Origin of the sequence: Massilia sp. LMS1-1-1.1 (assembly GCF_040815535.1) — a bacterium.
GTDB lineage: Bacteria > Pseudomonadota > Gammaproteobacteria > Burkholderiales > Burkholderiaceae_D > Janthinobacterium > Janthinobacterium aestuarii.
The window spans coordinates 433,552-458,637 of sequence record NZ_JBFPNG010000034.1 but is presented as its reverse complement, the minus strand read 5'-3'; the positions used below and the strand labels follow the sequence as shown (position 1 = coordinate 458,637).

Sequence of the window (25,086 nt, the reverse complement as noted above, 5' to 3'; positions counted from 1 at the left end):
GATTAGCGCAGCGTAATCCAACACCCGGCTTAAGCCTGCAGCCCGAACGGATCGTCGATGCTGTGCGCCGGCTGCGTGAACCAGCGCGGACCGTTTTCCGTCATGTAAAAATGGTCTTCGTGGCGGATGCCGAATTCGCCGGGGATGCAGATCATCGGTTCGTTCGAGAAGCACATGCCCACGTCGAGCGGCGTCGTGTCATTGCCCACCAGGTAAGGCCACTCGTGGATATCGAGGCCGATGCCGTGGCCCGTACGGTGCGGCAGGCCTGGCAGCTTGTAGCCGGGGCCGTAGCCATCGGCTTCGAGCGACACGCGCGCGGCGCGGTCCACGTCGCCGCAGGGCACGCCCAGCCGGGCGGTGGCGAATGCGGCGGCCTGCGCGGCCTTTTCGCTGTTCCACACGCTGCGCTGGCGTTCGCTGATGGCGCCAAACACATAGGTGCGCGTGATGTCGGAGATGTAGTTCATCACCTGGCAACCCGTGTCGATCAGCACCGTGTCGCCCGCTTTCAGGGTTTGCACGTAGTTGACGCCATGCGGATAAGCCGTCGCCTCGCCGAACAGCACGATGCAGAAATACGAGCGGGGCGCGCCTACCTTGCGGTGCGCGCGCTGGATGAATTCTTCCACTTCCACCGTCGTGATGCCTTCGACCAGCATGCTGGCCGTGGCCACGTGCACGGCCAGGGTCATGTCCATCACGCGCTGCATCAGGGCGATTTCCGCTGGCGACTTGCGGCTGCGGCAGTAGGCCGTGACGGCGCGCGCGTTTTCCAGCGCATAGCCGGGGGCCAGCGGCTTGATGCCGTCGTAGATGAAGAAGGCGGCGCTTTCGCAGATGCCCACGCGCGGCGGCGCAGCCGCATCCTGAGCCACGCCCATGCGCGCCAGCACGTCGACGAACAGCTGGTACGGGCTTTCATGCTCTTCCCAGCAATTGACACGGCCTTCGATGAGCATGAAGCCTTGCAAGGTGCTTTCCTCGAAGGCGGGGGCGATGTATTCGATGTCGCCGCTGGCCGGCAGGATGGCGCCCACCATGCGTTCGCTGGCATACCATTTGGTGCCCGTGAAATAGGTGAGGTTGGCGCCCGCGTTCAGGTAGATCGCGGCGATGCCCTGCTGGCGCATGAACGCTTGCGCCTTGGCGATGCGTTGCGCATGTTCGTCCTTGCCGATGGCGACCATGCCGCCCGTCATGTCCGACAGCGATGCCAATGCCTGTTCGATGAAAGTGCCACCTATGCTCATGCCTGCTCCTTTGTTCGATGCTGAATATGGAATGCGGGCATGATATCAGTTCGCGCCTTTCGGCTTGAGCCCGGGCGCGCCGCCGGCCGCATCGGGCGGGGCCAGCACCAGGTCGTGCGGATACGTGAAGTGCCAGTCCGCGTAGCGCTGCTTGCGGCGCAGGCTGGCGTCTTCGTCGAGAAAATTGTCCTGCTTGATGGGCAGCTGCGGCGACAGCGAATGGATGCCGACGATGCGTCCCTCCTGCCGCAGCAGCCCCCATTCCGCCCTGCCCGTGACGGGATCCGCATACAGGCGGCGCAGATGCCGCCGGGCGTTGGCAAAGCGCGGGTCGCGCAGCAATTCCTGCAGGGTCAATGGATAGCGGGGCCGCCCGTCGCCTGGCGTGCTGTCGTAGTAGCGGCCCAGCGCATTGCGGAATTCATGGCCGATGAACAGCAGCTCGCGCTCCTTGTCGCGCCGTGCGGCCGTGGCATGCAATTCGCTGGCCAGCACCAGGCCCACGCCCATGAAGGCCACCAGCATCAGGGTCCAGATATACGCGAAGCCCCGTGCGCGGCGCCGAAAATCAGAGCTGCTCAAAGGGGATGCCCTCGCGCGTCTTGCCCTTGGCGCCGCTGCGCACGTCGGCCACGCCGCCGATCTCGCCATTCGGCGAAGGGATCAATTGCCAGGTGGCGGCGGACTCCGTGACGGGATCGAGCGGCACGCTGCGGAAGTAATGGTGGGTCACCAGGTCGTCCAGCGCGGCCGGATATTCTCCCTTGTCGGCATAGTATTTATCGAGGCCGCTCCTGAGCACCTGCAGGTTTTCCTTCAGTGCGACTTCCTTCGACTTTTCCACGGAACCGAAATAGCGGGGGATGGCGATCGTCAGCAGCAGCGAGATGATCGCCAGCACTACCAGCAGTTCGACCAGGGTAAAGCCGCGGCGTAGAGAAGAGGCAGGCATCGGGTTCACCATTGATTGAGCGGCACGCCGTTCAGGCCCACCTTGGTCGAGCGCGAGGCGACGTCGAACACGTCCTCTCCTTCGCTGGGGTTGTCGGGCGGCGAGGCATAGGCGCGCTTGCTCCAGCTGTCGGCCGCGCTGCCTTCTTCCCTGGGCTGGAACGGGTCGCGCGGCAAGCGGCGAAGGAAATAGATGTTCTGCTTCGATGGGCTGCGCTGGTCGGGGACGCCCTCGACCAGTTCATCGAGCTTTTTCGGATAGCCGGATGAACCCAGCGACAGCTTGATGCGGCCATTGTCCGACGCGCGCTTGTAGGCATCGATCGCTTCGCGCATCTCGATCAGGGCGCTGCGCAATTGCTGCTCCTTGGACCGTTGCAAGGCCACCTGCGCCATCGGCACGGCCACCGTGGCCAGGGTCGCCATGATGGCCAGGGTGATCATCAGCTCGATGAAGGTAAATCCCCTTGGCTTCACTGGCCACCCTTGCCTGATTTTTCGCCGGCGGCGGGCGCCTCGTCGCCGCCCGTCATGGGCGAGCCGCTGCGCGCCGGGGCTTGCTCGGGTGCGGCGATGACCTCGGGGGCGCCGCCCACGCTGGCGCGTCCGCCCACGGATGCTTCGGTGCCCGAGTTGAATTCGGCCGTCATCAGGTCCGGGCGGCGGATGCTGCGCAGCAGGCGCGGCGTGATCGACAGCACGATCTCGCTGCGCATGGCGTCGTCCTTCTGGCTGCCGAACAAACGGTTCAGCACGGGCAGTTCGCCCACGCCCGGCACCTTGTTGGCCGTGCCACGGTCCTCGTCGCTGATCAGGCCCGCCAGCACCTGCGTCTCGCCATCCTTCAGGCGCAACACGGTGGACGCGCTGCGCGTGCCGATCTGGTATGCCTGCGTGCCCGTCTTGCTGATCACTTCCTTGACGACGTTCGACACTTCCAGGTTGATCTTGATGGCTACTTCGTCGTCCAGGTAGACGTTTGGTTCCACGTCGAGTTTCAGGCCCACGTCGATGTAGTTGACGCTGTCGGAACTGACGCCGTTATTCGTCGTGACGGTAATGACGGGCACGCGGTCGCCGATGAGGATCTTGGCTTTTTCCTTGTTGCGCACGCGGATGCGCGGGTTGGCCAGGATATTGCTGTCGCTGTCCGTCTTGTTGGCGTTCAAGGTGACGCCGCCGATGCCCAGGTTGATATTGTCGCCATTGATGCGGTGCAGGTCCGCCACTTTCAGGCCGCCCAGGCCTCCCGTGCTGCCTGCGACGCCGGCCAAGGTCAGGCTGGCCTGGTCCGGCCAGCGCACGCCCAGCTCCATCAGGCGCGTACGCTTGACTTCCAGCACCTCGACTTCCAGCATCACTTCCGGATCGGCCAGGTCCTGCACATTGATGATACGCTCGGCCATGCGCACCATTTCCGGCGTATCGCGCAGCATGATGATGCCCAGGCGTTCATCGGTGACGACGTCCTTGGCCTTGAGCAGGGTCTTGATGGAAAACGCCACCGTCTTGACGTCGGCATTGGCGAGGAAAAAAGTACGCACCACGAGCTGCTGGTAATCCTTCACCTTTTGCGGCGTGTTCGGGTAGATCGTGATCGATTTGTCGCTGGTGACGCTTTGTTCCAGCTGGTTGGCGCCCAGCAGCATGGCGATCGCTTCTTCGATGCTGGTGTCGCGCACGGAGATCGTGGCGCGCAGGGCCGGGTCGATTTCCTTGTCGAAGACGAAGTTCAGGCCCGACACCTTGCTGATGAAATCGAACACGGAGCGCAGCGGAGCGTCGCGAAACTCGAGGGTGACGGGTTTCCTGTAGGCGGCCGCCAGCTTGCCGCCGGCCGGCAGGCTTTTCGACTGCGCTTCGCCGATGCGGCTTTTCAGTGCCAGCGCCTCGCGCTGCGCGGGGCGTTCCTGCAGCACCTGGCGCAAGGCTTCCTGCGCCTGCGCGACATTCGCTTCGCCACCGCGCTGGTAGCTGGCCTGCGCTTCCTGCACCAGCTTGCGGTGCCGTTCATCCTGCGCCACGCCAGCCAGGCCCCGCTGCGCCACATCGTTGCTGGCGTCCAGCGCCAAGGCCTGCTGGTACAGCGCCTGTGCTTCGGGCAGCTTGCCCTGCTGGCGCAGCGCCTCGGCGCGGCCATTCAGATTGTTCAGCGCGCGCATCCTGCCGTTGGTGACGGCGATGCGGTACTTGGCGTTGGTCGGTTCGGCCTGCGCCGCCTGTTCTAGCAGGGCCAGTCCCTGTTCCGTGCGCCCCGCGCCCAGCATGGCCTGGCCATCGTTATAGGCCTGGTTGCCGGCGCAGGCGGCCAGCAGGGACAGCACCGGCAGCAGGGTGATGAGATGACGAGACATACGTGCGGCGCATCGTTTCAATTGAGGTCCCCTACGGCGAGTGTCTGTTTCTGGTTGAGCGGCAGATAGGTAAATTGCAGGGCGCCTTGCACCACGCCGTCGAAGCGGTAACGCTCTTCGAGCGTGTCGCCGGGGCGCGCCACCACGTTGCGTTCGCCCGCTTGCAGGAAGTAGGCCGCCTTGCCTTCATCGACAAAGCGGCCGAGGAATTGAAATGGCAGCGGTGGCGGCGCATTCGCATCGACGCGGGCGGCGGGCAGCGCGGCCTGGGCCGCCTGCTGGTCGAGCATGATCTTTTTCGGCGTCTCCGGCTGCCAGCTTTGCTTGGCGAACAGGGTGGCCGCTTCCTCGTCGTCGAGGCCCCGGCGCGGTTCGATGGCCAGTGCGCGATTGGTTTGCGCAGCAGCAGCAGCAGTGGCGGCGACGAGGGGGGGCGGCGCCACCCGCTCCACCTGGCGCGTGGTGGCCGTGGCCGGTCCCACGATGCTGCCTTCGTCCTCGGGGGCGAAGAGGGCGGCCAGCAAGGTCGCCACGGCGGCGCCTCCCAGTACGGCTTTTTTCATCGGCGCACCTCCGCCTTCTTCACCAGCAGGATGAACTGGATGCGCGCGTCGATTTCGCCCGCCTCGATCTGCTCGCGCTTGAAGAGCACGGAGTCCAGGGTCAGGGTGGGCAGCGCTTGCAGGGCGTCGACGATAAAGGTTTGCAGCTGCGCGTATTCGGCCTTGACGGGCAGGGTGATCTGGTAGCGCAAAAAGGCCGTGTTGCCGTCTTCCTGCGGCTTGTAGTCGGCCTTGGCCAGGGTGACGCCGCTCTTTTGCGCCACTTCCAGCAAGGCCTTCAACTGGTCGGGAATGCTGTCATGCGCGGGCAGGTAGGCGTGAAAGGCGGCCAGGCTGTCGGCATCCGCATCGAGCGTGACGGGGGCCGGCGGCAGCGCCGCCTGTCTGGCGGCAGTGGCCAGTTGCGCCGCCAGTTGCTGCTGGCGCGTGCCCAAGGCATCGCCCTGCTGCACGGCAAAAGCGGCCAGCGCCAGGCAGGCCGCGCCGATGGCACTGGGCCAGCCCAGCATGCGCCACAGCCGCTGCGCTTCCCACGCCAGGCGCGGCGGCATATGCAGCTGCAGGCGCGCGCGGGGCACGGGCGTGCCGGCTTTTAACACGGGTTTTATTGCCGCCATTGCGCCTCCAGCTGAAAACGGTAAGGGTGTTCGGGGGCGTTCGCATTCATCTCGTGCTTGAGCAGATACACGGAGCTGAACATCGGTTGCTGGTTCAGGAAGGCCAGGTAATTGAGCATATCCTGCGGCGTTTCCGCTTCGGCGGCGATCTTCAGGACGCTGGCGCCATCCTGTCCCTGCTGTGCGTTCAGGTCCAGTCCCAGCAAGGCCACGCGCACGTCGCGCGGCGCCTGCACTGTCTTGACCAGGCGTGTGACGGGCAGGTTGAGCTGGCGCACGGCGGCAGCTACCTGTTTCAGTTCGAGGTCGCGTTCGCGCTGCTGGCTCGCCGACAGGGGCACGCGCACGGGACGCGCGGGCTGCAGCTGCGCCAGTTGCGCTTCCAGGCGCCGCGTTTCCTGCGCTTGCACCAGCCAGTACACGGCGGCCGGCAGCAGCATCAAGCTGCCCGCCAGGCACAGGGCCAGGCGCCAGCCCTTGAAGGTCTGCGCCGCTCCAGGTGGCAGGAATTCCAGGCGGCTCAGGCCCATGCGGCCTCCCGCATCAGGTGGGCACCGCTGGCCACGGCGACGGGCACGAAGCGTTCGGGCACGTTCGTTTGCGGCACGCCGCTCAAGTCGATCAGCGCCACCTGGTCGATGGCGTCGAGCTGCGGCGCGCGCAAGTTCCAGCGCCGCCACGCCCGGTCCAGTTCATCACCCCAGTCCGCGGCGCAGGGCTGGCTGTGCAGGGCCGTGATGCGCCCGGAGCTCGCCGTTGCCAGTAGCAGCCGGCCCGCTTCCACCAGGGCGAAGGCGGCCGGTTTGCTACCGGCGATGCTGCGCCAGGCCGGTCCGGCGATCGGTTCGATGGACAGGCAGCGCCGGCCATGCGCGGCCGCCGCGTCCTGCACGCCTTGCAGCAGGGCCGCATCGATGCCGCAGGCCAGGCGCGGCTTGCCATAGGGCGCGTCGTCGGCGGCCAGGCTCCAGGCGCGCGCGCCCTCGCCATACACGGCGCTGAACTGGCTGTGCAGGAAGCGCTGTGCGCTGGCCCTGTCGAGCAGGGCGCCGCTCCACGGCACCATTTGCATGGCGCACCAGCGGCTGGCCAGGCTGACGGCCAGCGGCAGTTTTTTGCCACCATCCTGTTCGAGCCAGCCACGCAGGGCGGCCAGCGCCACTTCCCAGCTGGCGTCGGGATTCGCAATGGGCAGGTGGAAGGCGCTGTCCTCCACGGGACGGCCGGCGCGGCGCAGCACGCCGTGCAGCCCGTGCGGCGCCAGATGCAGGCACACGGTGGCGCGGGCAAGGCGTTCAATAAGTAACACGATTGAGCTCCGCTAAAGTGGTTTCGCCGCGCCGCACCAGGTCCAGGCCCGCTTCGCGCGCCAGACGGAAACCGTTGCGCGCCGCTTCTTCCTTCATCTGGCTCAGGGGCGCCCGCGTGCAGATCATTTCGCGCATCGCGTCGCTGAGCATCAAGACTTCGGCGACGGCCTTGCGGCCCTTGTAGCCGGTGCCGCGGCAGTGGCCGCAGCCCTTGCCGGCCATGAACTGCCAGTCCTGCACCTGGTGCAGGGCCAGGCCGCTGTCGCGCAATTGCTGCGCATCGGCCAGCACTTCGGCGCTGGCGTCGACGGCGCAATGGGCGCAATTGAGGCGCAGCAGGCGCTGCGCCACGATGCCGTTCAGGGCGGCCGCAAAGCTGTAGGCGTCGACGCCCATGTGCAGGAAGCGGCCCACCACATCAAAGACGTTGTTCGCATGCACGGTGGTAAACACCAGGTGACCCGTGAGCGCGGCCTGCACGGCGATCTGCGCCGTTTCATCGTCGCGGATTTCGCCGATCATGATCTTGTCGGGGTCATGGCGCAGGATGGAACGCAGGCCGCGCGCAAACGTCAGCCCCTTCTTTTCGTTGACGGGAATCTGCAGCACGCGCGGCAAGCGGTATTCGACGGGGTCTTCGATGGTGACGATCTTGTCGCGCCCCGTGTTGATTTCCGTGATGGCCGCGTACAGGGTGGTGGTCTTGCCGGAACCCGTGGGTCCCGTCACCAGCAGCATGCCGTGGGGCTTGGCGGCCAGGCGGCGTATTTGCTCGATGGCGTCCTCGTTCAGGCCCAGGCTTTCCAGGCGCAGCGCCTGCGCCGCTTCCGTCAGCGCGCGCCGGTCCAGCAGGCGCAGCACGGCGTCCTCGCCAAAGATATTGGGCATGATAGAAACGCGAAAATCGATCTCCGCCCCTTTCACGCGCACCTTGAAGCGGCCATCCTGGGGGATGCGCCGCTCGGCGATGTCGAGATCGGCCATGACCTTGATGCGCGAGATGATCTGTTCGGCCATCGCCAGCCCCTGCGCCTGGCCCGCCTGCACCAGCACGCCGTCGACGCGGTATTTGATGACCAGGCTGGCCACGTCGCATTCGAGGTGGATGTCGCTGGCCTGGAATTTCAGGGCGTCATAGATGGTGGAGTTCACCAGTTTGACCACCGGGCTGCTGTCCTCGCTGATGCGGATCAGCGAGATGTCCTCGATGCTCTGGTCCAGCCCTGGAATGTCATCCCCATGCTGCATTTCCTGCATCGCCTGCTGCACGCTTTCCTGCTGCAGCAGATAGGCGGCCAGGTCGTCCGGATGCGCCAGCGCCACCGTGAAGGGCGTGGACAGGGCGAAGTCGGCCCACTGCAGCAAGTCTTCGGCAAACGGGTTGCCGATGACGAGCACGGGCGGCGCGCCGGGAACGCCAGGTTGCAGCAGCACGCAGTCGCGCTGGGCGCAATCCGTGTAGGGCAGCAGGTCAAAGGCGGGCAAGGCGGCCTGCATCTCGGCCATCGTCCAGGCCGGGTAGCGGAACAGGGCGGCCAGCTGGCGCAAAAAGACTTCGGGCGGCAGGGCCGCCGTTTCCTGCAGCACGGCCATCTGCGGGCGGCCCTGTTCCAGCGCGCTGGCGTGGGCGCGGCGCAGCATGGCGGCATCGAGCACGGCCCGTTCTTCGTCGCGTGCGTTCATGTCATGACCCTCACGATAAGCTCCCGGCCAGTTCAAAGATCGGCATGTACATCAGCACCACCACGCCGCCGATGACGACGCCGATGATGGTCATCAAGAGCGGCTCGAGCAGGCGCGACGCCCAGTCCACCCAGCGGGCGAATTCCTCGTCGTGGAACTTGGCCGAGCGTTCCAGCATGTCGCCCAGTCGGCCCGTGTTCTCTCCCACTTTCAGCAGCGATTGCGCCACCGGCGTGGCCATGCCGGCTTGTTCCAGCGCAGTGGAAAACGGCATGCCTTCCTGCACCGAACGGCGGGCCTGCGCCAGCTGCTCCTGCTGCGCCGGCAGCAGCATGGGGCCGACCATGGCCAGCGCCTTGTGCAGCGGGATGCCGGCGTGCAGCAGCAGGCTCAGGGCGCGGTAGAAGCGGGCCAGGCGAAATTCCGCCGCCTTCCCGGCCAGCACGGGCAGGCGCAAGAGACGCAACACCAGCGCCATGCGCATGGCGCGGTTGGCGATGCCGAAGACCACGGCGCCGACCACGGCGGCCAGCGCGCCGGCGCACAGCAACGGATGCGCGGCCAGGGTCTGGCCAAAGCCGAGCAGCATTTGCGACATCCACGGAATCTCGCGGCCCGAGCTTTCGTAGACAACGCTGAACTTCGGCACCACGTAGCCGAGCAGGAACAGGGTCACGAGGCCGCCGACGACGAGCAGCATGCACGGGTAGATGGCGGCGGAAATGAGTTTTTTGCGGATGGCGTCGAACTGCAGCTGGTAGGCGACGAAGCGCGCCAGCGCCTCGGGCAGGTTGCCCGAGCGTTCGGCCGCGTGCACGGTGGCGATGTAAATATCGGGGAAGATGTCGGGAAAACCGGCCAGGGTGTCGGAAAAGCTTAGGCCCTGCTGCAGGGTGAGCACGATGGCGGCCAGGGTGGCCTTGGCGCCCGCGCGCGTTTCCTTGGTGTGCAGGGTGGCCATGGCCTCGCCCAGGTTCAGGCCCGCTTCGAGCAGGGCCAGCAGCTCCTGGCTGAATTGCAGCAGGGGCAGGCCCTGTTTGCCGGGACGCAGCGCGGCGCCCGTATCCGACGTGGCGCCAGCGTCGACGGCCAGCACGCGCCAGCCGCCGCGCACGGCCGCGCGGATCGCCTCGGCCTCGCTGGCGGCGTCGATGGCCAGCGCCTGGCTGCCCGCCGGGCCCTGCACCTGGAGATGGAACTGCATCGTCGGCTCAGGCGAGCATGATGATGGCCTGGGGCGTGAAAATGGGGTGATGTGAAAAGGGGACGGCGCGTGCGGACAAGGTCGAAGTAGGCATCGGTCAGGAACAATCCAAAAAAAAGTTCAATTCGTCGCGGGTACCGGCAGCAGGCAAGAGGCAATCACTGCCTCAGGGTAGACTGGAATTGCCAGGAAATCAATCGTGCCGTGCGGGCAAGCCTTGTATCGATGGCTTGCCCGCATGTTCAGCCGCTTACTGGGTAACCAGGCTGACCTTGTCGATCACGAACGAGGTTTGCAGCGATGCATCCTCGGTTGCGGCAAACGAGATCTGCACGGTCTGGCCCTTGTAGGCGATCAGGTCGAAGGTGCGGATCTGGTAGCCGGCGGCCTTGTTCACGTTCGAGTACGAAGCCAGGGTGCCCAGCACCGTACCGGCGCTGTTCTTCACGGTGACGACCAGCTTGTCGTACACGGTGCTGCCCGTTTCGGCCGTGTCGATATGCAGCGCGAAGCTCAAGCTGGCGGACGTGGCGGCGGCGGGAATGGCCACGCTTTGCGTCAGCGATTCGCTGGCCGTGGTGCCATTGCCGCCCAGCCAGGCGTACTTCGTGCCTTCGTACGCGGTTTGGCCCGTGAAGGTGCCGATGGCGCCCGTGGTGCCGCTCCAGCCCGTGGCGCCGGACTCGAAGCCGCCGTTCGTCACGCGCTCGGTGGCGCTGCTCGTGCCGACCGTCAGGGTGGCGTTGTTCGACGTGGCCGTCACGGCAGGCGACGAGGAATCCGTCACCGTGGCTTTGAAGACGGCGCCGCTGTCGGCCGCCACGGCCGTGAAGCTGTAGGCTGGCGATGTGGCGCCGCTGATCACGGCGCCGTTGCGGAACCACTTGTAGGTGTACGGTGCCGTGCCGCCGCCCGCGCCCACGGCGAACGAGGCGGTGGCGCCCGGTGCGACGGTGATGCTGGCCGGCTGGCTGGTGATCGTCACCGCGCCGCCCGTCGTCGATTCATCGACGTCGGTGCCCACGTTGATGGCCGCATACGCACGCTTGACGGCGATAGACTCGGCGCTGCCCACGCCATACAGTTCCTCGGCCGCCTGCAGCACCTTGTTGCGCGCGTCGGCATAGTTGGTCGACGAGGTGAACTTGGTGGTGGCTGCCTTGAACCAGATGCGGTAAGCCTTGTCGCTGCCGATACCGGTCATGGCCAGCGGGCTCTTGTTCAGGTAGGAACTGTAGTAGTCGCTGCTGGACGTGGAGTTCGAACCTTGCGACAGGAAGTAGAACATGCGGTTGTTCGGGCCGCTGCTGTAGTGGACGTCGAGGTTCTTGATGGAGCTGCTCCACGCATTCGGGCTGCTGCCATCCTTGCTCGGCTTGTACAGCCAACGCAGCGGCTGGCCATTCTTGGCGATTTCCTTGCCCGTCATCCAATCGTTGCCCGTGTTGGGAATCGTGGTGCCCGTGCCGCCGGCGCGCGCATACGCTTCCACCATTTCGCCGGCGATGTCCGAGCTCGATTCGTTCAAGCCGCCCGACTCCTGCGAGTAGATCAGGCCCGAGGTGGCGTCCGTGATGCCGTGGCCCATTTCATGGCCGATCACGTCGATGGAACCGAGGTTGTTGAACGAGCTGCCGCCGTCGCCGATGTACATGCACTTGCAGCTGCTGTCGTAATAGGCGTTGTCGTAGGCCGTATTGACGTGGGCGGCGATGTGGGTGGCCGTGTTGTTGCCATCCAGGCTGGACCAGCCCAGCACATTTTTGTGCGTGTCGTAGGTGTTCATCAAGCCCCACATCGCGTTCACGGCCGCCGTCTGGCCGTTGGCGTTGGTGGTGCTGCCGCCGTTGATGTATTGCTGGCCGTCGCCCCAGGTATTGCTGGTGCTGCTGTACACGCTGCCCGAGGTGGTGCCGTGGTTGGCATTCGTGATGGCCATGCCGCCGAAGCTGCCGCCCGTGCCGCGGCTGGGGTCCTTCATGGTGTAGGTGCTGCCCGTGAGCGTGGTGTTGAGCGGCACCTGGCCGTTGTACTGGCTGTTGCCGATGCCGGCCACGGTTTTCAGGGCCTTCCATTGACGCAGGATGCGGCCATCCTTGGCGCTGACGACGGTGTCGTAGTAGACCGGCTTGCTGCCGCTGATCATGCGCGTCTGCACCAGGTAGGCCAGCTCGTAGTGGTCGACCACGTCCTGCACGTCAAGGGCGTTCAGCGCGGCTTCCGATTTATTTTCGGCACCGGCCACGCGCACGGTTTTCATGACGGGGTAGATCAGCAACTGGGCATGCGGCGGCACGTGGTCGACGCCTCGCACGCCGATGTTATTCACGGCGGCGGCGATGGCGGCGGCGGCGCTGACGGCCGGCGTGGTGTCGATATCGGTGGTGGCGCTGCGGGTGACGGAATTGACGCCACCGCTACCGAGGCCGGACGCGCGGTCCGACACGGATTCGCTGACGATGTCGCCGGCGCTGTTGCTGACCACGACCGTTTCGGAACCGAAGACAGGCAAGCCCTTGTAGGTGTGCTGTACGCGGCTCACGCGCGTGCCGCTGACGCCAGGATGCTGGGCGCCGACGGCAAAGCCATGTTCGGTATTCAGGCCACGGCTGCGCGCTTGCGCGGCCAGCTTGTTGACCAGGCTGGCGGTCTCTTGTGGAGAAGCCAGGGCGACCGGGGCGGCCATCAGGGTCTGTGGCAGCGGCGTGGCGGCGTCTGCCGTGGTGGCCATCAGCGGCAGGGCGGCGATGGATGCGGCAACTATTGTCAAACGTAAATTCATTTCTGCTCCAGGGTATCGGTTAAGGAAATGGTGAATGAGCTGGCCGCGATGCCTGATGGCCACCCCGGCGTGCCTGGCGGCGGGCGGATAGCCTGCCGTTTTGTGGTGGCATGACGCCGGGTAGGGGGACACTAAACTTGTCGAGATCGCCATGTCAAAAAATTCAAGAAATGGGTCACTCCGCGATTTTTTGTTAAGAATTGAACATTTACCGGCGTCGCATCGTTGGAAAGTTTGATCTACCACAAGCTGCAACTTTTGTTATGGACTACTTCCCCTAATGGAGCGTTCTGTTGGAAAAACACTGTTGCCTTTTCTAAATGTTGCGATCTACACTAGCTCTTCGCGTTGTTCCCTGCGGACCACGCGAAGACAAAAAAAGCGCACGCGGCAATGACCGCGTCCAGATACAGCGCATCGGGAAAAAAAATCGGGAGTTTCACATGACGTCAGTTCTGTTTTCTGCTGTTGGTTTCAGCCATTTCCCCTCTGGAGCGGCATTCATGCTGCATCCGCCTTCCTAGCCGCCGCCAGCCGGCTCTTCCCCCTCGCGAGGGGGTTCTTTTCCGCGAGTCCGACCGCGCCGCCCGGCGTGGCCGCTGGCGCAGTGCATCCTTTTTTCAGGAAGGGTTGCCGGCTCCTGGTGCGTGCACCGGAATCACCGGCCCGAAGAACTATGCTTTCGATAGCGACCAAAGTGGAACAGATCGTGATGGAATCGGCCTTTCTCAGCGAGGGATTGGGCCGTGGTTTGCTGAACCTGTCGGAACTGGCGCGCCAGCTGCAACCGCAATTGCAGAGCGACCTGTGGAAACCGGTGGGGCAGGCCGCCGTGGTGATGGCGCTGCGCCGCCTGGCCGAGCGGATGCCGCAGCAGAAAAGCGGCGAGATCGTGCTGGCGCACCGCGCGGGAGAGCTGTCCACACGCAGCGAATTGATGATTTTTACCTACCGCTATTCCGACCAGACCTATGACTGCCAGCGCCAGTTGCTGGCGCTGGCCGCACCCCAGCGCGGCACCTTCATTACCGTCACGCGCGGCGTCAACGAGGTGATGGTGATCTGCAGCCGTTCGCTGCATGCGCTGGTGGAAGAGGTGTTCGGCGAAGAGCAGGAACTGGCGCGCCTGGAGCGGGTGACGGCCGTGACCCTGCACCTGGCGCCAGAGACCTGCTATACGCCGGGCGTGTATCACGCCATCCTCAAGCGCCTGGCGTGGGAGCGGATTAACCTGATCAACATCATCTGCACGTATACGGAACTGACCTTGCTGCTGGAGGCATCGCAGACGGGGGCGGCTTTTTCCGTGCTGTCGAAAATCGTCGCCCAATGAAAAAGGCTCTGTCTCCGCTAAGTAGGGGAAGTCCAGGAATCTTCCTGTGTCCCTGCTGTCTGACTGTGTATACCAGACAAACGGGAGCCGTCCATGCAGCCAGCCCAATGGAAAACGTTCATCGCCCAGTTCGCCGAATTGAACCGCCGCCAGCGCCTGGCGGGCATCACCCTGCTGCGCGGGGTCGCACCGCAAGACGTCATCGTGGCACTGGTCGAAAGCGTGGCCCGGCAGCGATTGCACTGTCCTGCCTGCAACAGCAACCATGCTCACCGGCATGGCCATGCACACGGGTTGCAGCGATACCGTTGCGTGCCGTGCGGGCGCACCTTCAATGCGCTCACCGGCACGCCGCTGGCGCGCCTGCGTCACAAGACCTTGTGGCTCGCCTATGCCGATTGCCTGCTGGCATCGGATTCCGTGCGCAAGGCGGCCAGTCAGCTAGGAGTGCACCGCAACACCACGTTTCGCTGGCGCCACCGTTTTTTGTCGTTGGCAAAGACAGACCGGCCGCATGGCTTGCACGGCATCGCCGAGGCCGACGAGTTATATCTGCTGGAATCGGAAAAGGGAGCGCGGCAGATGACGCGTCCGGCGCGCCGCCGGGGCGGCCATGCCCACAAGCGCGGCATTTCCAATGAACAGGTCTGTATCCTGGTGGCGCGCGACCGCACGGGCCAGACCCTCGATTTCGTCACGGGCAAAGGGGCGTTGACCAAGGCGCAGCTGCATCATTGCCTGTTACCCGTTATCGACAAGGACGTGTTGCTGGTCACCGATGGTCATGCGGCCTATCGGGCCTTTGCCAGGGAAGCGGGTATCAGCCACCAGGCCGTCAACTTGCGCGCCGGCATCCGCGTGCAGGGCGCCGCTCACGTGCAGAACGTCAACGCTTATCACAGCCGCTTGCGGGAATGGCTACGGCCGTTTCACGGCGTAGCGACGCGCTACCTATCGAATTACCTGGGCTGGCGCTGGATACTCGACGCCGGGCGTATCCGCTCCCCTGAAACGTTATTGAAGGCAACGCTGGGCGCCTTCCCACATTTGACGGTGACATAGCCATGAAAAACGCCCCGCTGCAGCGATGCAGCGGGGCGTCCGAAGGCGCAGGCGCCGTTTATTTTTCCAGCTGCGTACGCACGCGGGCGATCGCAGCGCGTACCTGGCGCGGCGCAGTGCCGCCTACGTGGTCACGCGCGGCAACGGAGCCTTCCAGGGTCAGCACGGCAAACACGTCTTCGTCCGTCAACGGGGAAAACGCGCGCAGCTGCTCGAGCGACAGGTCGGCCAGGTCGCAGCCGGCGTCGACGCAGGCGCGCACGGCCAGGGCCACTGCTTCATGGGCGTCGCGGAACGGCAAGCCTTTCTTGACCAGGTAGTCGGCCAGGTCGGTCGCCGTCGCGTAGCCCTGCAGGGCGGCCGCGCGCATCGCTTCCGGTTTCACCGTGATGCCGCCAGCCATATCGGCGAAGATGCGCAAGGTGTCAATGACGGTGTCGACGGTGTCGAACAGCGGTTCCTTGTCTTCCTGGTTGTCCTTGTTGTAGGCCAGCGGCTGGCCTTTCATCAGGGTCAAGAGGCCAGTCAGGTGACCGTAGACGCGGCCCGTCTTGCCACGCGCCAGTTCCGGCACGTCCGGGTTTTTCTTTTGCGGCATGATCGACGAGCCGGTGCAGAAGCGGTCGGCGATGTCGATGAAGCCGATGCGTGGGCTCATCCAGATCACCAGTTCTTCGGCCATGCGCGACACGTGCATCATCAGCACGGCGGAGGCGGCGCAAAATTCGATGGCGAAGTCGCGGTCCGACACGGCGTCGAGCGAGTTGTGGCACACGTCGTCAAAGCCCAGCGTTTTTGCCACGCGCAAGCGGTCGATGGGGAAGGTGGTGCCGGCCAGGGCGGCGGCGCCCAGCGGCAGGCGGTTGACGCGCTTGCGGCAGTCGGCCATGCGCTCGGCGTCGCGGCCGAACATTTCGACATACGCCAGCATGTGGTGGCCGAAGGTGATCGGCTGGGCCACCTGCATGTGGGTAAAGCCCGGCATGATGGTGTCGGCATGCTGCTCGGCCAGGTCCGTCAGCGCGCTGCGGAACGTCGCCAGCAGGGCGGTGATGTCATCGATGGCGGAGCGCACATACAGGCGGATATCGGTGGCCACCTGGTCGTTGCGCGAACGGCCCGTGTGCAATCGCTTGCCCGCATCGCCTACCAGTTCGGTCAGGCGTTTTTCAATATTCAGGTGGACGTCTTCCAGGTCCAGCAGCCATTCGAACTGGCCGCTGGCGATTTCCTGCGAGATTTGCGCCATGCCGCGCTGGATTTCCGCGTAGTCGGCCGGGCTGATGATGGCTTGCGCATGCAGCATTTCCGCATGGGCCAGCGAACCTTCGATGTCGAACAGCGCCAGGCGCTTGTCAAAAAATACAGAAGCTGTGTAGCGCTTGACGAGGTCCGAGACCGGTTCGGAAAACCGGGCCGACCAGGCTTCGCCCTTTTTGGAGAATTGATCAGTCATGAAAGAAGTCCTTTAGTGTACGGCGATTATAAACAAGGTTGGCCGGCGGTAGGGCTTTTAGGGGCTTGCAAGGCGCTGAAATGGCCAGGAATGGGGCCGGCAAGCCTCAAATGCCACGGCGATGGCCCGTTGCGCGTTTCATCCGGGCTGTTTGTATTCTGTCCCGCAAATCGTGCGTTTGGTCGCAATCCGATGGCAGTTCAGGGGGGATCGGCCTACAGTTCAATCATCGCAGCACACAACCAGCCACTCAAAGGACACCATCATGAACATCGCTAAAAACATGGAAGCCATCTTCGTTGCCATCATCGCCGTCGTCGCCGCCACCAGCCTGGCCACCGCCGCCGTGCCGAAGTTCCGCGCCGCGCCAGCCGCTTCCGCCGCCCTTGTCGCCAGCGCCGATCAAGCCACCATGCACACCGTGTACGTCAGCGCCAAGCGTTTGAGCGCGGAAGAAAAAGCCGCCCTGTAAGCGCGGCCATGCATTGTCTGCAGTATCAGTAAGCCATACCAGTAGCGCCATCAGCTTCAGCAATACAGCATCATCGGCAGTCACCCCGCTTCTTGCCAGCCCACGTGACAGCAACGTCAATACAGCGAACATTGTCCCCTAGTACCATCAGCGCGGCTCGGTGGCATGGGCATCCCGTTGGCATCCGTGCAGCGTGCGATCAACCATCGCTTGTGTTCTGGTGCTAGTGTCCTTTCAGGTTCTAAAGAATATCAACATCCGCGTATTACTTTGTAAGTAATTGATTATTATATTTTTTCGGCATAGAATCAAAAAATAGATAAATGTACCGAGGAGCCTAGCCATGCGAGAACGGCCTGCCGACGCCACGCGACAATATATTGATGCGGTCGCCACTTTTGAGGCCTATGAAGATGCTCTTGCCGAGGCCGCCAAAGTGCGAGGGGGTATGTATTGGCATAAGGGGCCTGCCTCAGCGCCTGACGATGCCTATCTGGTACGTACCAGTGCCTCCGGCAGTGAGAAGAGTCTGGGGCGGCGCTCGCCGGAAACGGAAGCAATGTACGCCAGTTTCCGTCAGAGAAAGGAAATGGCTGCCGAGCGGCGAGATGGTCTGAAGGCTTCATTGCTCAAGCATAAACGCATGAACCGTGCACTTCGCGTTGGACGCGTCGCGCCGATTATTGTGGATATTTTGAACCGCCTGGCGGCTACCAGGCTCGGTGAGCACTTTCGCGTGGTTGGTACGCACGCGCTGTATGCCTATGAATCGGCTGCAGGCATGACCTTTGAAGACGATGCGGTAGCAACACGCGATATTGATCTGCTGTGGGATGTACGAAAACGCGTCGCATTCGCTACCGCCTTGAGCAAAGTTGACGTTTCCATGCTGGGCGTGCTTCAGAAAGTGGACCCGACGTTCCGGATCCGGGACGCGCAGAAATATACCGCCGTCAATAAAGATGGATTCGAAGTGGATATTATCCGCCGCGTGCAGGTCGGTGATGATCCGCATCCCATTCGCTTAAGCGATGAGGACGACGATTTCTGGGTGGCGCAAGCACCGCGTGCCCAGGAGTTGCTCGATTCAGCGCAATTCTCTGCGGTCATCGTCGCCACCAACGGTGCTATGGCCAGGATGAATACGCTCGAGCCGATGGCCTTTGTCCGTTTCAAACAATGGATGAGTGCATTGCCCGAGCGCGATCCGCTCAAGCGTCGCCGAGATGCACTGCAGGCGAGTTCAGTCGAGGATGTTGTGCAAGAGTACCTACCGCAGTGGAGCCAGAACTGAGTTGGCAGTGTATGCGCGCAGTAGGGCAGGGCGTCTGGCATCGACGCTGATCATCGCAATCCGGTGGAGACGGTGGGCCATTCACAGCATTTTTCAGCCTGCCATCGGCATTGGCCAATGGCGTGCTCCGTTTTACTGCCAGTGTATCAGGCACGGTGGTATCAATAGCAGCAGCGCCAGCACCAGATAGATCAGCTGCAGCGGGATCATCCACTTGGCCCACGTGATCCACGGTACGCGCGCCAGCGCCAGCACGCCGACGGTGATGCCGGACGTGGGGATCATCGGCGTGGTAAATTCGCCGAACTGGAAAGCCAGGATGGCCGTCTGGCGCGTCACGCCCACCAGGTCGGCCAGCGGCGCCATGATCGGCATGGTCAGCGCCGCCTGGCCGCTGCCGGAATGGATGAAGAAGTTGATCACCGACTGCATGAAAAACATCTTTTGCGCGGCGAAGACGGGGCTGGACGAGGCTACCAGCGGCGTCAATGCATGCAGCATGGTGTCGATGATCTGCGCGTCGCGCGCCAGGATCATGGTGCCGCGCGCCAGCGCAATCACCAGCGCCACGCTGACCATATCGCGCGCACCCTGCACGAAGGACGCCACCAGGCTGTCCATGTCGAGCCGGCCAACCAGGCCGACGACGATGGCCATCACCAGGAACAGGGCGGCGATTTCATCGATGAACCAGTCGTACTTGACGACGCCGACGACCATCGTCAGCAAGGTCGCCATGAAAATCCACAGCACCGCGCGGTGCGTGCGCGTCATGCCGGCAAAGCTGTCCAGGTCCATCGAGTGCTCGCTGCGCTTCTCGATATCGAGCAGGTAGGTCGGGCTTTTTTCCGGATGGCGCTTGATGCGCGCCGCGTACCACATCAAGAACACGATGCTGACCGCCGTGGCGATGGCCCACACGATCAGGCGATATCCGATGCCGGAAAAGATCGGCACGCCCGCGATACCTTGCGCGATGCCGACGTTGAACGGGTTCAAAAAGGCGGCGGAAAAGCCCACCTGCGAGCCGATGAAGGGAATCGACACGCCCGTGATGGTGTCATAGCCCAGGGCCAGGGCCAGCGGCACGAAGATCAGGATGAAGGGGATCGCTTCCTCGTTCATGCCGAAGGTGGCGCCTCCCAGCGAGAACATGGTGAAAAAGACGGGGATGATGGCGGCGCGCACGAAGCGCGAACTGGTGTGCGCCTTGGCGATGGCCTTGATCAGCGAATCGAAGGCTTCCGTTTTTTGCAGCACGGCGAAGGCGCCGCCGACGATCAGCACGAAGCCGATGATCAGACTGGCGTCGACGAAGCCCTTGATGGGCGCCATCATCAGCGCGGCGAGGCCCTGGGGCTTGTTGTCGACGTAATGAAACGTGCCGGGGATGATCAACTGCTTGCCGTTCACCAGCTGGGTGTCGAATTTCCCGCCCGGCACCAGCCACGTGGCCATGGCGATCATGGCCAGGATGCCGCACAGCAGGACGAAGGTATTGGGGAGCTTGAATTTTCTCATGGGTGTCACTTATTGGCTCAGCAGGCTGCCGCCGCGGTAGGCGACGGCGCCTGCGACCTTGCCGACGTTCATGCCGCGCAGGACGTGGCGGTGGGCACTGCGCGCAAAAAAGACACCGGCGACCGTGCAGCGCAAGGTCGTCGTCTCGCCGCTGACGGGGTCGATCAGGTCGGCCACCGCATCGCCGGCGGCCAGCACCTCGCCCATTTCGCGCAGGTAGACCAGCACACCGTGATGCGGCGCGAGGATCGGCTCCACGCCGGCCAGCGGCGTCGGCTCGCATTGCGGCGCGGGCAGGTTGTCGCCTGCACCATCGATCTCCAGCACGCCCTCGATGGCGAGAAAACGCAGCAGGGCGGCGGCGTCGCGTTCGGCCAGGGCGTAGCTCACTTCCACTTCGCCGCGCAGTTCGACGGTGGTCGACAGGCAGGCGGCGGGAATCGGATAGCGGCCGCCGAAGTGCGTATCGAGATCCCACCACAAGCGGCTGCACGCTTCATCGAACGGCTCTTCGCCGGCCGCCAGTTCCAGCAGCACGGCGCGCGCGCCCAGGAGCGCGGACAGGGGCGCGATCTGCGCCGCCAGCGGCGTGCCCGTATAGATGTGCAGGGCCGCCTCGTTATCGCAGTGCAGGTCGAGCACGATGTCGGCGTCGATGGCCATGCCCAGCAGGGTTTTCTTCAAGGTTTCCGCATCCGTGCCTGGCCGCCAGGCGGCGACGGCGGCGCGCGCATGCTCGCGTATCAGCGCCACGTTGGCCTGCGCATCCTGCCCCAGCTGGCCAGCCAGCGTGGTTTTCAGTTCATCGGCCACGTGGCGGTAGGCGCGGTTGAAATTGATGCCCGTGGTCAGGTCGAAGCGGCCGAATGGCGCGCCATGGATGGCTTGCGCCAGGCCGATCGGGTTGGCAGCCGGCACCAGGATGATTTCGCCGTGGATCTTGCCGGCCGCTTCCAGCGCCAGCAGTTCGCGGCGCAAAAACTGCGACACCAGCATGCCAGGCACCTCGTCCGCGTGCAGGGCCGCCTGGATGTAGACCTTCTTGCCGCTGCGGCTAGTGGCGGCCGCGGTGCCGAAGTGGAAGCTGCTCAATTGGCAGGACATGCTGGCGTGCGCGGTGGAGATGGGATGCTGTTGTACTTGCATGGTGGGCGCCCCGGAAAGGTGCATGGTTGATGGATTCCGGTCGATTATGTAGCAATATTTTCACGAAGTAAATCAATGAAAATCCTTTTACAAATATTTGTTGAGTTTTCTTTTTGATATGAGTACAGTAAGTTCCAGCGACCCGATTTCGCCTTCCGCCAGTGATCCGCAGTACCCAAGAATACAGGCCGCCAGTGATATGAGAGCATCCGCCAGTCCTGCCCGCAGCAGCACCGCCACGCCACTTGCCACCACGCTGGCGTCGCCCGACGCCGCGTTCGCGCAATCGCCGCTGGGGCAGGCGCTGATGCACGTGCTGGCCAGCGGCTCGGCTTCGCAGCGGCAGATCGCCGATTACCTGCTGCGCAACCAGATGCGCGTGACGGCGCTGGGCATCGAGGAACTGGCCGACAGCTGCCAGGTGTCGACGGCCACCATCAGCCGCTTCGCGCGCGATATCGGCCAGAAGAATTATTCGGCCATGCGCGGCGCCATGGCGGAGACCTTGCAGGCGCTGTTGCAGCCGGTCGACAAACTGCGCCGCACGATAGAACGGCGCGCGCGCGCCACCTCGCCCATCACGCAAAGCCTGGAATATGCGGCCGCGAACATCGCCGCCACGTCCGACGCCCTGTCGCCGCCCGCCATGCAGGCCGTGGTGCGCCGCCTGACGCGCGCCAGGGTCGTGTATGTGATGGGCTTTGGCCTGTCGGCCAACCTGGCGGGCATGCTGGTGCAGCATCTGCAGCCGTTTTGTCCGCATGTGGTGGAAGTGGCGGGCATCGGTGGCTCGGAAGTGGCGGCTGGCCACCTGGTCAACCTGACGGCGCACGACGTGCTGGTGGTGATCGCGTTTCCCCGCTACACGCTCGACTGCATCGGCCTTGCCAGCTTCGCGCGCGACCGCGGCGCCTGCATCGTGGCGCTCACCGACTCGCCCGCCTCGCCGCTGGCCGAACTGGCCGACCACGCGCTGTACGCGCAGAGCACGCATCCCGTCCTGCCCAGCAGCGCCAGCACGGCGCTGGCCATGATCGAGGCGCTTGCCGTGGCGCTGATGGTATCGAACAAAAAGAACGTAGAAAAAGCGGGCCGCTTGAGCGAAGTCATCGCCGCCTATCTGTATGGCGGCGAACATGGCGTGCCGGGGCCGCGCAAAGCAGCTTCAAAGCAGCGCAAGGCAGTCCCAAAATCATTATAAGAATCAGGCATCAACATCAGGGGAGAGTGACAATGCACATGAAAAGACGGGACGACGCCTTGCCACGCGAGCGGGTGCTGGCGCAAGGCGTGCGCGTGGCGCTGGGCGCCCTGAGCGTGACGGCGGCGCTGGGCATGCTGGGCAATGGTGCGCAGGCGCAGGAGAAGGAGCAGGAGACAGAACCTGCGCCGAAAAAAATGCAGCGCGTGGAGATCACGGGTTCGGCCATCAAGCGCCTGGAGTCGGAAACGGCGCTGCCCGTGCAGATCATCACGCGCGCCGAGATCGAAAAGGCGGGCGTGACGACGGCGGCCGAGCTGATGGCGCGCGTGTCGGCCAACGTGGGGGGCTTGACGGACGGCGCCAGCATCAACGTGGGCGGCGACCAGCGCGGCTTCAACAGCGCCAACCTGCGCGGCGTGGGCACCTCGTCGACCCTGGTGCTGCTCAATGGCCGGCGCATGGCCAACTTTGCCTCGCCCGGCGACGATGCGGGCGTGGACCTGAATAACATTCCCGCCGCCGCCCTGCAGCGCGTGGAAGTGCTGCTCGACGGCGCTTCGGCCCTGTACGGCACGGATGCCATCGGCGGCGTCATCAATTTCATTACGCGCAAGGATTACCAGGGCGTGGAGCTGAACGTCTATGGCAGCCGCACCGATGAAGGCGGCGCGGGCAAGCGCACGGCCAGCATCACTGCCGGCACGGGCGACCTGGCTGCGGATGGCTACAATATCTTCGCCGTGGTCGACCTGCAAAAAACGGACGGTCTGCGCTCCTCGCAGCGCAAGTTCATCCCGAACCTGCAGATTCCGCAGCGCCTCGGGCATTTGCTGTCGAACTTTACCAGCCCGGCGAATATCCGCCTGTCCAGCGCCCAGCGCGAGCACCTGCAGGACAATGGCTTCCTGCTCAATGGCCAGCCGATCACCAACCGCCAGATCAATTTTGGGATTCCGAACTGCGCGCCGCCGGCCAATTTGTACCTGCCGGCGGGCACGGGCGGCGTCGATGCCTGTACCTACGACTACATGGGCGACACGGAGCTGTATCCGAAGACGGACAAGCAGAACCTGCTCACGCGCGGCGTGCTGAAACTGAATAACGATCACCAGCTGTACGCGGAAGTGGCGCTGAGCCGCTCGCGCAGCCATTACGTGGGGTCATCGGCGCGCGTGATCGGCTACCTCGATTACAGCAAGGTGCCGCAGTTGGCCAATGCGGGCTTCGACACGCTGCTCGATGACGATGGCAAGCAGGTGGAGCGCGAACTGGAACTGCGCATGCGGCTGAACGAGGCGGGCATGCGCACCAGCGAGCTGACCAGCGAGAGCCAGCGCTTCGTCGTGGGCGCCACCGGCACGCTCGCCGGCTGGGATTACGACGTGGGTTTCAATCACAGCGTCAATGTGGTGAAAGACCGCGATACCCACGGCTACGTCCTGTACGACAAGCTGCAGGCAGGGATCGCCGCCGGCGACATCAATCCCTTCGGGCCCTCTAGCGCGAAAGGCCGGGCGCTGCTCGACAGCATCCAGGTCGACGACGAGGTGCGCCATGCGCGCGGCGTCATGGACTCGCTCGACTTCAAGGTGTCGCGCGCCTTGATGCCCATGGGCGGCGGCGACATGGCGCTGGCCGTGGGCGGCGAAGTGCGGCGCGAACGCACCGAATTCCGTCCATCGGCACTGCTGATGAGCGACAACATCAACAACGATGCGGCGCCGGAAGGCGGCAAGGGCACCAGCGACAGCCGCAATGTACAAGCCGTCTACGGCGAACTGTTGCTGCCGTTGACCAGGCAATGGCAGGCGCAGCTGTCTGGCCGCTACGACCATTACGAGCAGGTGGGCGGCGCCCTCAGTCCCAAGGTCGGCCTGACCTACATGCCCAGCAAGCAGGTGCTGCTGCGGGCCTCCGCCGGCAAGGGCTTCCGCGCGCCGTCGATGTCGGACTTGCATCGTCCCACCGTCTACAGCAGCACGGCGACCTTGCCCGACCCCGTGTTGTGCGCCACCGTGGACAACAATTATGCCGATTGCGCGCAGAACTGGGATACGCGCCGCTACAGCAACGACAAGCTGAAACCGGAGCGCAGCCGCCAGTTCTCGGCCGGCCTGGTGCTCGAACCGAGCCAGCACTGGACCTTCAGCTTCGACTACTGGAACATCAGGCGCACGGACCTGATCAGCGAAATTGGCGACGACATCATCCTGGGCAACCTGTCCAAGTACGGCGACCTCGTGCACCGCAACGAGGACGATGAAATCGACTACATCGAACTGCGCAAGGAAAACCGCGGCGCGCAAAAAGCCTCGGGCATCGATATCACGGCCGACCTGCATGGCGTGAAAACGGCATGGGGACGCTTTGGCGGCCACCTGAGCGGCACGTATGTGCTGGGTTCAAAAATCCAGACCAGCCCTGGCGACACCTTTGTCAGCAATCTCAATCGCTTCGTCACGGACGGCGTGGTGCAGCGCTGGCGCCACACGATCACACTCGATTGGGACAGCGGCCCGTATTCGGCCAGCCTGTCGAACACGTATTCGAGCGGCTACGATGACCAGAACTCGGCCATCAACACGGACGATGGCAGCGTGGTCAAGCCGAACCGGGTGAAGGCGTACACCTTGTGGGACATGTCGGCGGCATATGCGGTCAGCCAGCAGTTCAAGCTGCGCGCGGGCATACAGAATCTGTTCAATACCAGTCCGCCATACTCGAACCAGGCCTATTTTTTCCTGTCCGGCTATGACCCCAGCTACACGGACCCGCGCGGCCGGCGCTTTTATGCGAGCGCCAATTACAGCTTCAAGTAAGCAGTTTTACATAGAAACCCGGGGATGCCGCAACAACGCTGTCATATGCGGCAGGTAGTATC

At 64.0% G+C, this 25,086-nt stretch carries 21 protein-coding genes; 6 read left to right on the top strand and 15 right to left on the bottom strand.

The window, feature by feature from the left end; genetic code table 11:
• Nucleotides 1-29 precede the first annotated feature (29 nt).
• The 12 genes from MRBLMS1_RS20845 to MRBLMS1_RS20790 all read right to left on the bottom strand — a co-directional run bounded on the left by MRBLMS1_RS20845 (nt 30) and on the right by MRBLMS1_RS20790 (nt 12,717).
• Nucleotides 30-1,253 carry a M24 family metallopeptidase gene (locus tag MRBLMS1_RS20845; protein WP_485881584.1) on the bottom strand — a complete coding sequence of 408 codons (1,224 nt, stop codon included), beginning with the start codon at nt 1,251-1,253 and terminating at the stop codon, nt 30-32.
• Nucleotides 1,254-1,298: 45 nt separating this feature from the next.
• Nucleotides 1,299-1,835 carry a type II secretion system protein gene (locus tag MRBLMS1_RS20840; protein ID WP_485881582.1) on the bottom strand — a complete coding sequence of 179 codons (537 nt, stop codon included), beginning with the start codon at nt 1,833-1,835 and terminating at the stop codon, nt 1,299-1,301.
• Nucleotides 1,822-2,205, bottom strand: coding sequence for a type IV pilin protein (locus MRBLMS1_RS20835; protein WP_152988424.1), 384 nt, complete (start codon nt 2,203-2,205; stop codon nt 1,822-1,824). The genes MRBLMS1_RS20840 and MRBLMS1_RS20835 overlap by 14 nt, the downstream gene beginning before the upstream one ends.
• A gap of 5 nt (nt 2,206-2,210) precedes the next feature.
• The gene (locus MRBLMS1_RS20830) at nt 2,211-2,681 is read right to left on the bottom strand and encodes a type II secretion system protein (RefSeq protein ID WP_485881579.1); all 471 of its coding nucleotides are present in this window, start codon (nt 2,679-2,681) and stop codon (nt 2,211-2,213) included.
• On the bottom strand, nt 2,678-4,558 hold the full coding sequence (locus MRBLMS1_RS20825) for a hypothetical protein (RefSeq protein ID WP_485881577.1): 1,881 nt from the start codon (nt 4,556-4,558) through the stop codon (nt 2,678-2,680). Before MRBLMS1_RS20825 ends, MRBLMS1_RS20830 begins: the two co-directional genes overlap by 4 nt.
• A gap of 17 nt (nt 4,559-4,575) precedes the next feature.
• Complete coding sequence (locus MRBLMS1_RS20820; RefSeq protein ID WP_485881575.1) at nt 4,576-5,121, bottom strand: hypothetical protein; 546 nt, start codon at nt 5,119-5,121, stop codon at nt 4,576-4,578.
• The gene (pilO, locus tag MRBLMS1_RS20815; protein WP_485881573.1) at nt 5,118-5,738 is read right to left on the bottom strand and encodes a type 4a pilus biogenesis protein PilO; all 621 of its coding nucleotides are present in this window, start codon (nt 5,736-5,738) and stop codon (nt 5,118-5,120) included. Before pilO ends, MRBLMS1_RS20820 begins: the two co-directional genes overlap by 4 nt.
• The gene (locus tag MRBLMS1_RS20810; RefSeq protein ID WP_485881571.1) at nt 5,726-6,268 is read right to left on the bottom strand and encodes a hypothetical protein; all 543 of its coding nucleotides are present in this window, start codon (nt 6,266-6,268) and stop codon (nt 5,726-5,728) included. Before MRBLMS1_RS20810 ends, pilO begins: the two co-directional genes overlap by 13 nt.
• On the bottom strand, nt 6,259-7,047 hold the full coding sequence (locus MRBLMS1_RS20805) for a hypothetical protein (RefSeq protein WP_485881569.1): 789 nt from the start codon (nt 7,045-7,047) through the stop codon (nt 6,259-6,261). The genes MRBLMS1_RS20810 and MRBLMS1_RS20805 overlap by 10 nt, the downstream gene beginning before the upstream one ends.
• Nucleotides 7,034-8,731: a GspE/PulE family protein gene (locus MRBLMS1_RS20800; protein WP_485881567.1), complete on the bottom strand. Its 1,698-nt coding sequence runs from the start codon at nt 8,729-8,731 to the stop codon at nt 7,034-7,036. The genes MRBLMS1_RS20805 and MRBLMS1_RS20800 overlap by 14 nt, the downstream gene beginning before the upstream one ends.
• Nucleotides 8,732-8,741: 10 nt before the next feature.
• On the bottom strand, nt 8,742-9,935 hold the full coding sequence (locus tag MRBLMS1_RS20795; protein WP_485881565.1) for a type II secretion system F family protein: 1,194 nt from the start codon (nt 9,933-9,935) through the stop codon (nt 8,742-8,744).
• 250 nt (nt 9,936-10,185) lie between these two features.
• Entirely contained in the window at nt 10,186-12,717 is a 2,532-nt protein-coding gene (locus MRBLMS1_RS20790; protein WP_485881563.1) for a M4 family metallopeptidase, read from the bottom strand.
• Nucleotides 12,718-13,393: 676 nt separating this feature from the next.
• Here MRBLMS1_RS20790 and MRBLMS1_RS20785 point away from each other — a divergent pair.
• Both MRBLMS1_RS20785 and MRBLMS1_RS20780 read left to right on the top strand, forming a co-directional pair.
• Complete coding sequence (locus tag MRBLMS1_RS20785; protein ID WP_139090708.1) at nt 13,394-14,050, top strand: hypothetical protein; 657 nt, start codon at nt 13,394-13,396, stop codon at nt 14,048-14,050.
• Nucleotides 14,051-14,143: 93 nt separating this feature from the next.
• Nucleotides 14,144-15,112, top strand: a complete 969-nt coding sequence (locus MRBLMS1_RS20780) for an IS1595 family transposase (RefSeq protein ID WP_485881560.1) — start codon at nt 14,144-14,146, stop codon at nt 15,110-15,112.
• Nucleotides 15,113-15,170: 58 nt separating this feature from the next.
• Here the strand turns inward: MRBLMS1_RS20780 and argH are convergent, their stop codons facing one another.
• Nucleotides 15,171-16,568, bottom strand: coding sequence for an argininosuccinate lyase (gene argH, locus MRBLMS1_RS20775; RefSeq protein WP_034746418.1), 1,398 nt, complete (start codon nt 16,566-16,568; stop codon nt 15,171-15,173).
• Nucleotides 16,569-16,833: 265 nt separating this feature from the next.
• Here argH and MRBLMS1_RS20770 point away from each other — a divergent pair, with 265 nt between their 5' ends.
• Complete coding sequence (locus tag MRBLMS1_RS20770; protein ID WP_485881558.1) at nt 16,834-17,040, top strand: hypothetical protein; 207 nt, start codon at nt 16,834-16,836, stop codon at nt 17,038-17,040.
• Nucleotides 17,041-17,383: 343 nt separating this feature from the next.
• On the top strand, nt 17,384-18,334 hold the full coding sequence (locus MRBLMS1_RS20765) for a GSU2403 family nucleotidyltransferase fold protein (protein WP_034746423.1): 951 nt from the start codon (nt 17,384-17,386) through the stop codon (nt 18,332-18,334).
• A 132-nt stretch (nt 18,335-18,466) separates the two neighbouring features.
• On the opposite strand, the gene MRBLMS1_RS20760 is transcribed toward MRBLMS1_RS20765, so the two are convergent.
• Together MRBLMS1_RS20760 and MRBLMS1_RS20755 are read right to left on the bottom strand one after the other, a co-directional pair.
• Complete coding sequence (locus MRBLMS1_RS20760) at nt 18,467-19,855, bottom strand: YfcC family protein (RefSeq protein WP_485881556.1); 1,389 nt, start codon at nt 19,853-19,855, stop codon at nt 18,467-18,469.
• Between the two features lie 9 nt (nt 19,856-19,864).
• A complete protein-coding gene (locus tag MRBLMS1_RS20755) occupies nt 19,865-21,001 on the bottom strand; it encodes a succinylglutamate desuccinylase/aspartoacylase family protein (protein ID WP_485881554.1) in 1,137 nt (378 codons plus the stop codon).
• A 199-nt stretch (nt 21,002-21,200) separates the two neighbouring features.
• On the opposite strand from MRBLMS1_RS20755, the gene MRBLMS1_RS20750 reads away from it, so the two are divergent.
• Complete coding sequence (locus tag MRBLMS1_RS20750) at nt 21,201-22,202, top strand: MurR/RpiR family transcriptional regulator (protein WP_485881552.1); 1,002 nt, start codon at nt 21,201-21,203, stop codon at nt 22,200-22,202.
• 32 nt (nt 22,203-22,234) lie between these two features.
• Nucleotides 22,235-25,024: a TonB-dependent receptor gene (locus MRBLMS1_RS20745; RefSeq protein ID WP_485881550.1), complete on the top strand. Its 2,790-nt coding sequence runs from the start codon at nt 22,235-22,237 to the stop codon at nt 25,022-25,024.
• Nucleotides 25,025-25,086: the final 62 nt, after the last annotated feature.

What these genes read in the sequence shown, in the direction of transcription:
- MRBLMS1_RS20845 (WP_485881584.1), bottom strand. Translation starts at nt 1,253, where the DNA reads ATGAGCATAGGTGGCACTTTCATCGAACAGGCATTGGCATCGCTGTCG.
- MRBLMS1_RS20835 (WP_152988424.1), bottom strand. Translation starts at nt 2,205, where the DNA reads ATGCCTGCCTCTTCTCTACGCCGCGGCTTTACCCTGGTCGAACTGCTG.
- MRBLMS1_RS20825 (WP_485881577.1), bottom strand. Translation starts at nt 4,558, where the DNA reads ATGTCTCGTCATCTCATCACCCTGCTGCCGGTGCTGTCCCTGCTGGCC.
- MRBLMS1_RS20820 (WP_485881575.1), bottom strand. Translation starts at nt 5,121, where the DNA reads ATGAAAAAAGCCGTACTGGGAGGCGCCGCCGTGGCGACCTTGCTGGCC.
- pilO (WP_485881573.1), bottom strand. Translation starts at nt 5,738, where the DNA reads ATGGCGGCAATAAAACCCGTGTTAAAAGCCGGCACGCCCGTGCCCCGC.
- MRBLMS1_RS20810 (WP_485881571.1), bottom strand. Translation starts at nt 6,268, where the DNA reads ATGGGCCTGAGCCGCCTGGAATTCCTGCCACCTGGAGCGGCGCAGACC.
- MRBLMS1_RS20800 (WP_485881567.1), bottom strand. Translation starts at nt 8,731, where the DNA reads ATGAACGCACGCGACGAAGAACGGGCCGTGCTCGATGCCGCCATGCTG.
- MRBLMS1_RS20795 (WP_485881565.1), bottom strand. Translation starts at nt 9,935, where the DNA reads ATGCAGTTCCATCTCCAGGTGCAGGGCCCGGCGGGCAGCCAGGCGCTG.
- MRBLMS1_RS20790 (WP_485881563.1), bottom strand. Translation starts at nt 12,717, where the DNA reads ATGAATTTACGTTTGACAATAGTTGCCGCATCCATCGCCGCCCTGCCG.
- MRBLMS1_RS20785 (WP_139090708.1), top strand. Translation starts at nt 13,394, where the DNA reads ATGCTTTCGATAGCGACCAAAGTGGAACAGATCGTGATGGAATCGGCC.
- MRBLMS1_RS20780 (WP_485881560.1), top strand. Translation starts at nt 14,144, where the DNA reads ATGCAGCCAGCCCAATGGAAAACGTTCATCGCCCAGTTCGCCGAATTG.
- argH (WP_034746418.1), bottom strand. Translation starts at nt 16,568, where the DNA reads ATGACTGATCAATTCTCCAAAAAGGGCGAAGCCTGGTCGGCCCGGTTT.
- MRBLMS1_RS20770 (WP_485881558.1), top strand. Translation starts at nt 16,834, where the DNA reads ATGAACATCGCTAAAAACATGGAAGCCATCTTCGTTGCCATCATCGCC.
- MRBLMS1_RS20765 (WP_034746423.1), top strand. Translation starts at nt 17,384, where the DNA reads ATGCGAGAACGGCCTGCCGACGCCACGCGACAATATATTGATGCGGTC.
- MRBLMS1_RS20760 (WP_485881556.1), bottom strand. Translation starts at nt 19,855, where the DNA reads ATGAGAAAATTCAAGCTCCCCAATACCTTCGTCCTGCTGTGCGGCATC.
- MRBLMS1_RS20755 (WP_485881554.1), bottom strand. Translation starts at nt 21,001, where the DNA reads ATGCAAGTACAACAGCATCCCATCTCCACCGCGCACGCCAGCATGTCC.
- MRBLMS1_RS20750 (WP_485881552.1), top strand. Translation starts at nt 21,201, where the DNA reads ATGAGAGCATCCGCCAGTCCTGCCCGCAGCAGCACCGCCACGCCACTT.
- MRBLMS1_RS20745 (WP_485881550.1), top strand. Translation starts at nt 22,235, where the DNA reads ATGCACATGAAAAGACGGGACGACGCCTTGCCACGCGAGCGGGTGCTG.